General features: G+C 58.4%; 9 protein-coding genes and 1 pseudogene. 4 read left to right on the top strand and 6 right to left on the bottom strand.

Going from position 1 to position 9620, the window contains the following annotated elements:
• Positions 1-100 precede the first annotated feature (100 nt).
• A complete protein-coding gene (gene metG / locus G485_RS0118800) occupies positions 101-2068 on the bottom strand; it encodes a methionine--tRNA ligase (RefSeq protein WP_027093792.1) in 1968 nt (655 codons plus the stop codon).
• Positions 2069-2499: 431 nt separating this feature from the next.
• A complete protein-coding gene (yidD, locus tag G485_RS0118805) occupies positions 2500-2742 on the bottom strand; it encodes a membrane protein insertion efficiency factor YidD (protein ID WP_035157191.1) in 243 nt (80 codons plus the stop codon).
• A gap of 153 nt (positions 2743-2895) precedes the next feature.
• Here yidD and G485_RS0118810 point away from each other — a divergent pair, with 153 nt between their 5' ends.
• Positions 2896-3762, top strand: a complete 867-nt coding sequence (locus tag G485_RS0118810; protein ID WP_027093794.1) for a YitT family protein — start codon at positions 2896-2898, stop codon at positions 3760-3762.
• Positions 3763-3861: 99 nt separating this feature from the next.
• Here G485_RS0118810 and G485_RS27315 read toward each other — a convergent pair whose 3' ends face one another.
• Positions 3862-5802, bottom strand: a complete 1941-nt coding sequence (locus G485_RS27315) for a stalk domain-containing protein (protein WP_051318402.1) — start codon at positions 5800-5802, stop codon at positions 3862-3864.
• 220 nt (positions 5803-6022) lie between these two features.
• The gene (locus G485_RS0118820) at positions 6023-6223 is read right to left on the bottom strand and encodes a hypothetical protein (RefSeq protein WP_027093795.1); all 201 of its coding nucleotides are present in this window, start codon (positions 6221-6223) and stop codon (positions 6023-6025) included.
• Positions 6224-6493: 270 nt separating this feature from the next.
• Between G485_RS0118820 and G485_RS31570 the strand changes: the two are divergent.
• Positions 6494-6538, top strand: a pseudogene (locus G485_RS31570) (hypothetical protein); the annotation flags it as partial.
• Positions 6539-6545: 7 nt separating this feature from the next.
• Here G485_RS31570 and G485_RS31055 read toward each other — a convergent pair.
• Positions 6546-6731 (bottom strand): hypothetical protein, encoded by a 186-nt coding sequence (locus G485_RS31055; protein ID WP_240489204.1) that lies wholly within the window; start codon positions 6729-6731, stop codon positions 6546-6548.
• Between the two features lie 129 nt (positions 6732-6860).
• Here G485_RS31055 and G485_RS29435 point away from each other — a divergent pair, with 129 nt between their 5' ends.
• A complete protein-coding gene (locus tag G485_RS29435; protein WP_084423391.1) occupies positions 6861-6980 on the top strand; it encodes a sporulation protein YjcZ in 120 nt (39 codons plus the stop codon).
• Positions 6981-7051: 71 nt separating this feature from the next.
• On the opposite strand, the gene G485_RS27320 is transcribed toward G485_RS29435, so the two are convergent.
• Entirely contained in the window at positions 7052-8746 is a 1695-nt protein-coding gene (locus tag G485_RS27320; protein WP_051318403.1) for a PucR family transcriptional regulator, read from the bottom strand.
• A 614-nt stretch (positions 8747-9360) separates the two neighbouring features.
• Between G485_RS27320 and G485_RS0118835 the strand changes: the two genes are divergently transcribed.
• Positions 9361-9620, top strand: a 260-nt coding sequence (locus G485_RS0118835) for a transposase (protein WP_027093796.1), incomplete at its 3' end; no start/stop codon positions are given.

The raw sequence follows: 9620 nt of genomic DNA on the forward strand, positions 1-9620 counted from the left end.
TGCGAAGAAAAAGGAGGGCAGGCGCTCGACGCACATGCCCACCCCCAAAAAGAAAGTCCGCTCTCCCGGCAGCGCCGTTCGGACGGACTTTCCTCCTTTTTTATTTCACGATCGCGCCGTTCGGCATGCCGTCCGGGACGGTGGCGAGCGTCAATTGATCGCCTTGCGAAGCGGCGAGAATCATCCCGTGCGACCATTCGCCGCGCAGCTTCACCGGCTTCAGGTTGGTGACGCAAATGACCTTGCGCCCGACGAGCTCCTCCGGCTTGTAAAATTTCGCGATGCCGGAGACGACCTGGCGAACTTCGAAGCCGAGGTCGAGCTGAAGCTTCAGCAGCTTGTCGGCCTTCGGCACCGGCTCGCAGGCGACGACTTGGCCGACGCGCAGCTCGATCTTGGCGAAATCGTCGATGCCGATCTCTTCCTTGCGCTCGACCGGTTCCGCCGGCGCCGCGGCTTCGGAGGCAGCCGGAGACGACGCCGCGCCGCCCATCGATTCGACGATCCAGGCGATCTCGTCCGCCATCTCCAGCCGCGGGAACAGCGGTTCGCCCTTCGCGACGCGGGTGCCCGCCGGCACGCCGCGGAACGAGCGCACGCCGTCCCAGGACGCCGTCTCGCCTTCGGTCAGGCCGAGCTGCGCCCAGATGCGGCGCGGCGTATGGGTCAGGAACGGCTGAAGAAGAATCGAGACGATCCGTAGCGAATCGGCGAGGTGCCCCATGACGGAAGCGAGCTCCCCGCGGTTGGCTTCTTCCTTCGCCAACGCCCAAGGCTTCGTCTCGTCGATATACTTGTTCGTGCGGCTGACGAGCGTCCAGATGGCGGACAAGGCGACCGAAAATTCCATGTCCTCCATCGCCGCCTCGACTTTGGCGACGGCGTCGGCCGCCGTCTGCTCCAGCTCGGCGTCGAACGGCGTCGGCGCGTCGCCGTATTCGGGAATGACGCCGCCGAAATACTTCTCGATCATCGCGACCGTCCGGTGGAGCAGGTTGCCCAGGTCGTTCGCCAAGTCGTAGTTGATCCGCTCGACGAAGTTGTCGGGCGTGAACGTCCCGTCCGACCCGAACGGAACCTCGCGCAGCAAATAATAGCGCACTGCGTCGAGCCCGTAGCGGTCGATCAGCTTGACCGGATCGACGACGTTGCCCTTCGATTTGGACATTTTGCCGTCCTTCATCAGCAACCAGCCGTGCCCGAACACCTTCTTCGGCAGCGGCAAGCCTAGCGCCATCAGCATAATCGGCCAATAGATCGTGTGGAAGCGCACGATCTCCTTGCCGACGAGATGGACGTCGGCCGGCCAGAATTTTTCATAAAGCGATTCGTCTTCCGATCCGTAGCCGAGCGCGGTAATATAGTTGGACAAAGCGTCGATCCAGACGTAAATGACGTGCTTCGGATCGCCCGGCACCGGAATGCCCCAATCGAACGTCGTTCGCGAGACGGCGAGGTCCTCCAACCCCGGCTTGATGAAGTTGTTGATCATCTCGTTGCGGCGCGACTCCGGCTGGATGAAGCCCGGATTCTCCTCGTAGAACGCAAGCAGCCGGTCGGCGTATTTGCTCATCCGGAAAAAGTAGCTTTCCTCCTGCACCCATTCGACGGGGCGGCCGCAATCGGGACAATTGCCGTCGACCAACTGCCGCTCCAGGAAGAACGATTCGCAAGGGGTGCAGTACCAGCCTTCGTAGCTGCCTTTGTAGATATCCCCTTGTTCCAGCAGTCGGGCGAAAATTTTCTCGACCGACTTTTTGTGCCGCGGCTGCGTCGTACGGATGAAGTCGTCGTTCGAAATCTCAAGCTTCTTCCACAGCTCCTGGATGCCGACGACGATGTCGTCGACGAATTGCTGCGGCGTCTTGCCCGCTTCCTGGGCTTTGCGCTCGATTTTCTGCCCATGCTCGTCGGTGCCCGTCAAATACCGCACTTCATAGCCGCGAAGGCGCTTGTAGCGCGCGATCGCATCCCCCGCCACCGTCGTGTACGCATGTCCGATGTGCAGCTTGTCGCTCGGGTAATAGATCGGGGATGTCAAGTAAAACGTTTTGCCTTTCTCCGCCATGGTCGTTCATCTCCTTCGAATGTCGTAAAATTGCCCCCAAAAGTGACGTGATGCGTTGCAGCCTATTCCGATTACTTTTGGGGGAGCCCCATCAACACAAAAAGCCCCCGTCCGCATGGGACGAGAGCTCCGCTCACGTGGTACCACCCAAATTCCCTTCGTCCGCAGGCGGCGGAACAAAGGCTCGAATAGCCGATCGGCCGATCCGTTAACGCCGGACTCGCGTCGCTCCCTTGCCTGCCTCGCGCGCACAAGGCGCGTTCGGGCAGCCGCTCGAAAGCGAAACCTCCGGGACCATATTCCACAGCGTCCTGTACCGGTTCGCAGCTTCTCCGGCTCTCTGAGACAGGCTTGGCTCTGTACTTATCCCTTCATCGGAACAATCGTTATAGTTCTATTGGCCACAATATACCGGAATTCACGCTCCGCTGTCAAGCGGCCCCTCCTTTTCCGTCTTTGCGCGGGGGAACGGGGTCGAAGCCTCCCGGGTGGAACGGATGGCATTTGCAAATTCGGCGAACCGCCAAATACGAGCCTTTGAGCGCGCCGTGCACCTCGATCGCCTCTAAGGCGTAGGCGGAGCAGGTTGGCGCGAACCGGCAAGTCGGCTGCTTGAGCGGCGATATGAACGCGCGGTAAAAACGGATCGGCGCCTGCACGGCCCGTCTGAGCACCGGCCCTCACCTCCCGGATGCGTCTGCAACTCTATCCCTTTCTATCATGAACGTTTGGCCCGCTTTCGTCAAATTCGCCGGAATAATCGAGCCAAATATGGCAAACACTCCCTAAAGCGAATTCGGACCCGCTCAACCGGGGAGGGAGCCTTCGTGCCAAGAACGCATCGGAAAATGACCAAGCTCGATTATATGCTCAAGTTCGTTTTTCTTACGGTCGGAGCCGTAGTGATGGCGGTCGCGCTCGAACTGTTTCTCGTGCCGAACGACATTATCGACGGCGGCATCACGGGCATCTCCATCATTTTGTCGGATCTCACCCATCTGCCGCTCGGCCTGTTCCTCTTTTTCATCAACCTTCCGTTCCTCCTTCTCGGCTTCAAGCAAATCGGCAAAACGTTCACCGTATCCACCTTGTACGGCATCGCCGTTATGTCCGTCATGACTTCGCTGCTGCATCCCGTTCCCGCCTTTACGAGCGAGAAGCTGCTTGCCCTCGCCTTCGGCGGCGTCCTTCTCGGGGCCGGCGTCGGCCTCGTGCTCCGCTTCGGCGGCTCGCTGGACGGAACGGAGATCGTCTCCATCATCCTGTCCCAAAAGCTGCGGATGTCCGTCGGCCAAATCATTATGATCATCAACCTGTTCATCTTCACCGCCGCCGGCTTCGTCTTCGGCTGGGACTCCGCGATGTATTCGGTGTTCGCCTATTATCTGGCGACCAAGGTAATGGACATCGTCGTCGAAGGACTGGACGAATCGAAGTCGGTCACGATCATCTCCGGCGAGCACGAGGAAATCTCCGACGCGATCGTGCAGCGGCTCGGGCGCAGCACCACGCTGCTGTATGCCAAGGGCGGCTACAGCAAAGACGATACGCTAATGATCTACTGCATCGTCACCCGACTGGAGGTCGCCAAGCTGCGCTCGATCGTCCACGAGATCGACAAGAAAGCTTTTATCGCCATTCAGTCGGTATCGGAAGTGCTCGGCGGCGATTTTCAGAAGAAGGGCATCCATTGAAGCGGAAGAGAGTCCGGACGTACGCCTCGGAAATGTAAAAAGCCGCTCCGGCACCTTTGGCGGTGACCTGGAAGCGGCTTTTTCGATAAACGGACGCTATTACTTCATCGGAATAAACAGAATGTTCATCGGCAGGTTTGAGCCGAGCGCGGTCAGGAAGCTGATTTCGACCGTCTCCGTGAAAGGCCCGGTCCGGTACAGGACGCAAGCCTGGTTCGGATTTTGCAGCAGGCTGGAATTGGACACCATGACCGCCGTGTCGTTCACCTTGAAGACGCCGGAATAGACGCCGCCGCGGGCGTTGGCGGCGATCAGCGTGTTCGGTTCGACTTGAACGGTCATGTGGTAGAGAACGCCGAAGTTGCCCCAGTTGTTCTCGTAAATGCCGTTCAGCATGTCTCTGCCGTCAAGCGCCGGATCGTTCTTGTGATCGCCGAACAGAATGCGCTGCGGTTCCCCGCCGAGCTTCTGACCGATCGTCACTTCGCGGTCGGCGCCCTGGAACGTACCGCGGATATGCTTGCCGTCGCGCGGCAGATTGCCGAACGAAGCCATTGCTTGCAGCGGATCGCGGCCGTCTTTTTTCATGGCGAACAGCGTAAATTTCACCGGAGCGGAAGCGTTCAGGTCGGCGTAGGCCGAGAACACCTGATTCGTCTTCAGGGGCTGATCGCCAAGCTGCGGCATGATCAGCTTCGTCTCGCCGGGGGCGAGCGTCGTCAGCGTCGTCGTTCCCGTGCGCTGCGACTCCAAGTAGCGCTCGGCCGCCAGCTTGCCCGTCCAGAGACCGAAGGAGTTCGGTCCCGCCTGGCCGGAGGATCCGAGGCTGACCGTCGCGGTCTCGGTACCTTCGTTCGTTGCGGCCAAGTAAATCGTCAGCGCATCGGTTCCGACGTTCTGATGATACAGGAACAGCCGGAAATCGCCGCTCATCGTATCCCGGTACAGAAGCCCTTCCTTGGTCATGTTCTCCGGGCTGTTCGAAGCGATCAGCGACCGGTCGGATACGCTATACGTATAGGGGACAAGCGAGTAACCCAGGATGCTCGGTCCGTCGACCGGATAAATTTCGCCCACCGGCGTGAACCGTTGGTTGAATTGCTCTTCCGTGTACATGACTTCGGAGGAGATCGTAATCGTCTTGGAATAATCCGAGACTTCTCCGTGCTTGTCGGTCACCCGCAGGTTGATCGTCTGCGTTCCCGGCGAGAAGAACGCCGGCTTGTTGTTGCTCCATTGCGTCGAGGTAATCGCATTCTCGTCGTCCGTGGACTGGTCGATGTACTTGATCGGCTCCCCGATCATGTAAGTGTCCTTATCCGTCGTAAACAGCGCTTGCGGCGGTTGGTTCGCCGGCAGCACGTTCACGGTGACGGAATACGGTTCGCTCCACTCGCCGGATGCGTCCTGCACCCAGCGCGTAATCGTATGCGGTCCCGGCTCGGCGAACACCGTCTCTCTGCCTTCCCACCGTTCGTTCGTAATAAACGCCGCGTTGGCGGAATGGCTCGTATAGACGACTTCCGTCTGCGTCGCGTAAATTTCTTTGGTGTCTACCGTAAAATCGGCGGTCGGCTTTTTGACGGAATTCCAGGCAAGCGTGAGGGTGCCGCCGGCTGCCTTGAGGGTCGCTCCCGTCGCCGTCGCCCAAGCGCGCACCGGAATCATCAGGCTGCCCTTCTGGGAGAACGGAACGCCGGCGAATTTCGTTGCGACGCCGTTAAGCTTGTAGCTGGAGGAACCCGCTTTCCAGCGGACTTCGGTTCCGGTCCACGTGACGACGGATTCCTTCGTCGCGCTTTCGTAGCGGACAGTGTAGCCGAATCGCGCAGCCAGCATGCTGATCGGCGCATATGTAGTGCCTTTGACGGCTACCGTCGGCTGAGCGGCGGGATAGGTTACGCCGTCCAGCGACACGTTCGCTTTGTTCAAGTAAAGCACAAGCGTATGGTTGCCTGCTCCCGTGCCGGCCGCTTGCGCCCAAGTGCCGGAAGTCATGATCAAGGATAGCAATAAGAGCAGGGACAAACATTTTTTCATCGGTACATCTCCTTTGGATCGGTTAGAGGGGAACGGTTGTTGGTGCGACTGAATTTCAGTTGCCCTACTTATAACGTAGATATGCGAGCAAAAGTTGCGTTTTGTATCGAAGATGTTGCGATCCGACGCTGCAAAGCAAAAAACCGCCGGATACGTCCCGGCGGTCGAACTTTGAGCCAAGCAAACCCGGCGCAGGACGGCAGAAGGGGCCCGCCGCGCTTCAAGCGAACCAGCGATTGACGACGAGCACCATCACGACGAACGACACGACGGAGCCTATGAAATAGAACGTTCCTTGGCGCTTCTTTTGCTGGAAGAAACGGAGCACGCCCAGGCTGAGCAACGATCCGACCAACAATATAAAGATAATCCCCGTAATGAATAAACCGGGCGACACACCCGATACATCCGTAATTTCCACGCCTCGACATCCTCCCTTGTCCGCTGAGCGACCGCCCCTTCTTGACGGGACGCGCTATTCTTCTTGCATTATAACGGATTCAAGGGCGGATGAACAATTCCACTTCGTCTCGCCCCGCGGGACGTCTGCGAAATTTGACGATCAGCCGGTTGTTCTTCCGGGAGACGCGGCCCGAACGCGGAAGCACGAGGCAGGGGAATCGTACGATTTGCTTGCGGTCGGACGACCATCAATAAACCATGACCCCCCAGAAAAGGAGTCGTTGCGCCCATGCCATCCATCGTCGGGGCTGTCCGAATCGTCAGCGTCGGTTCCAGCGCCATCATTCAATTTGGCGATTGCATCCTGATTCACGCTTTTCAATCGCGTTCTCGCGATCCAGAGGGCGATCGCCAAATTCGAGGGAGACGAGTTGCGGTTCGCTTCTTATCCTCTTTTCTTTTTGCCGAAGCCGGTGCCTCTCGTTCCACCTCCGGCGCGGATCGTGAACATCCGCCACTTCAATCATGTCGGGACATCCGCCGATTTTGCGGATAGGTTGATGCAACCGGTATAAACGCACAGGAATACAAAACCACCGCGCATATCTTGACACTGTGATACAACATCACACACATTCGCACGGGAGGGTTGCACGATGAGCTATCCGGTTGGTGGAGTTGGTTGCGGTCCGGTCTACGGCGGCTATGGCACGGCTGCCTTCGCGCTCGTACTCTTCATCCTGCTGGTGATCATTCTTCGCGCCGGTTGGATCTGAACGGGATCCGGCCACCCGTCTTGCCGTCTTGCCGTCTTGCCGGCACTGGACCGGCAAGACGGCCTTTTCGTTCAACCGCCTCCGGAAGATGCCGGCGTAATTTGCCCCAGCTTGAGCGACAGCTGCAATTGCAGCCGATCCTCCGGATCGTCCAGGGAGACGCCGAGAATGCTCTGAATTTTGTCCAGCCGGTAGACGACCGTATTGTAATGCGCGTACAGCCGCTCGGACGTCAGCTTGATATTGCCGTTGCAACGGAAGAACATTTCAAGCGTCTCCACGAGCCTGCCTCCGCCTTTTCGGTCCGCCTGCTGCAGCGGCGCCGAGAACCGGAGCAGAAATTGCTCCCGCTCTTCACCGGACGGAATCAAATAGAGCAGCGAATAAACGCCCAATCGGTCGTAAGTCACCGTATCTCCGGCCAGGCCGCATACGACCGCCACCTGTCTGGCCCGGCGCGCCTGGGACAAGCTGCCCGGAAGCAGTTCGGGACGTTCGGCCGGACGTCCCGCGAACAAGCGGAGCTGCGGATCGTCCAGCAGCGATTTCAATTCGGCGGCCAGCCGCTCCATCGACTCCGAGGCGGGCGTATCGGCTTGCCCGTCCGGCTTTGACTTCTCCGGCATAGGGACGATAAGCGCCAAATCGCCGCCGATCGGCGCGGCCAGCAGCGATTCGCACGACCTTGGCCGCTCGGACCGAAGCCGTCGCGCATACTCGCGAAGCTTTTCCGGCGACGGCTCCACGCCGTCCCCGAAGCCTACCAATACCGCGCAAAGCGGCATTTGTTCCGGAATCGTGCAGCCGCACACCTCGGCACGCAGCTTCCAATCGCTCTCGGATACGATTTTGCCGGACAACCAGTCTTGGAGGAACTGATCCAAATATTTTCCTTCAACCTCGCGAATCGCCTCCGTATTGGCCAGCTCCAAGCCTGCAAGCGAGCACAGCCGTTCCACGCTCAGCGCGTCGAGCGGCGAGACATCCCGGTTGCGTTCGATGAGCGCCAGGACCGCCTCTTTAGCGCGGCGCCCCGGAATCGGGCATACATAGGCGCGAAGTCCGTTTTGAAGCATGAAGAATCCGCTGTTAGAGCTTTTGCCGACATGGCGAAACGACAGCGACTGCACAATCGGCCAAGCTTCCATCGAATCGGCGCTCCGCAGGCTAAACGAAAACCACGGCTTATCCTGCTCCCGCACCAGCGCGACCGGATTGCCGAGCATCGACTCCAACGCGTCCAGAAACGCGTAAAGACCGCTTCCGTCGAGTAGCAGGCGGGTGATCGCCCGAACACGGTTTTGCAGCTCGGAAAGCAAAGCCGCTTCCTGTGCCAGGGCGCGATCCATGACGGTTCTGGCGATATCGTCAAAAGAAGCCTCGGGAGGCAGTTCCAGAAGAGGCAGGTTAACCTTCTCGGCTTCGGCGAGGGCATCGGTGGGAATTTCGGCGATATACCGTTTCGTCGCGATCCCCAGCGCCGACACTCCCTTCCTGGCCAGCTCCGGAATGATTTCCTTGAAACGGTCGGGCTCGTCGCGGAACGCATAGCCGGTCATGACGATCATCTCGCCGGGACGGACCCAATGGATCATGTCCGGCACCTCCATCACGTTCACGCGGGTAATGACCGAATGGATGCCCCTCTCTCCAGCCACCAGCCTCGCTTGCCCCATGCCCGGCAGCTCCAGCAGCTCTTTGATCGTTATAGCGGGTTGCTCCGGGCGATTGCCGGATACGGGTTCTTTTCGCGGTATAGCGGCCATTTCTTATCCTCCTTCGTTTCGTTCTCGGCAAGCCCGCAGGCGGGCAAGTGCGAATTCTCTTCCACCTATCGCTTCATCTCGCCCCCTTCGTCTGCAGCTCCCACACAATCGCGTGAGTTATCATAACAGAAAACTAAGTATAATATGTTATCGATGCTTATAATGTAATATTTTATAACACATTAATGCAAATGTCTTTATTGAAAACTCCTAAAATGCACTTTTTTCTGCCACTTAACTCATGAATCCATTCTTACGAACCCCTAATATGCGTTATTTATATTGACATGGCTGCATCAAAATTGGCTCTTTCGGGTGTGCGCTCATCCACCGTTCGCCACCCCGTCCCATTATCCCCTCGATTCAGGGCCTCCCCCCGGCGGGTGTCTCGTTTCCCCTGACCCCTCCCATTATCCCTTTCGATCAGTCTGGTGCCCTCACTCGCTTCGTCTGCCACTCCTCCCACTATCCCCTTCGATAAGGGAAACGACCGGCAATCTGCTCGCCAATCGCCGGTCAAGAAATTTACTTTTTTTGAGTCAAAACGATTGATAGGAGAACGTTTGTTTGGTATAATGAAGTTGCGAACAAATGTTCTTGTTGGAGGGTTGCGGATGGGGATCGAGCGTCTGTCGTTTTCCGACTTCTGCCGAATGTACGATTCCGAGCACGCTTGCGCCGACGCGCTGTTCCGCGCCCGCTGGCCCGACGGCTTCCGCTGCCCTCTTTGCGGCCATTCCCGTTCCTATCGGATCTCCACGCGGAGACTTCCTTTATATGAATGCGCCTCCTGCGGCCATCAGACGTCCGTTATCGCCGGCACCGTCATGGAAGGCAGCTCCACGCCGCTTACCCGCTGGTTTCAGGCCATTTT

The organism is Cohnella thermotolerans DSM 17683, from assembly GCF_000429825.1.
Classification (GTDB): Bacteria; Bacillota; Bacilli; order Paenibacillales; family Paenibacillaceae; genus Cohnella; species Cohnella thermotolerans.

Coding starts and splice junctions, on each gene's coding strand:
- metG (WP_027093792.1), bottom strand. CDS start 2,068: ATGGCGGAGAAAGGCAAAACGTTTTACTTGACATCCCCGATCTATTAC.
- G485_RS27315 (WP_051318402.1), bottom strand. CDS start 5,802: ATGAAAAAATGTTTGTCCCTGCTCTTATTGCTATCCTTGATCATGACT.
- G485_RS31055 (WP_240489204.1), bottom strand. CDS start 6,731: ATGATTGAAGTGGCGGATGTTCACGATCCGCGCCGGAGGTGGAACGAG.
- G485_RS29435 (WP_084423391.1), top strand. CDS start 6,861: ATGAGCTATCCGGTTGGTGGAGTTGGTTGCGGTCCGGTCTACGGCGGC.
- G485_RS27320 (WP_051318403.1), bottom strand. CDS start 8,746: ATGGCCGCTATACCGCGAAAAGAACCCGTATCCGGCAATCGCCCGGAG.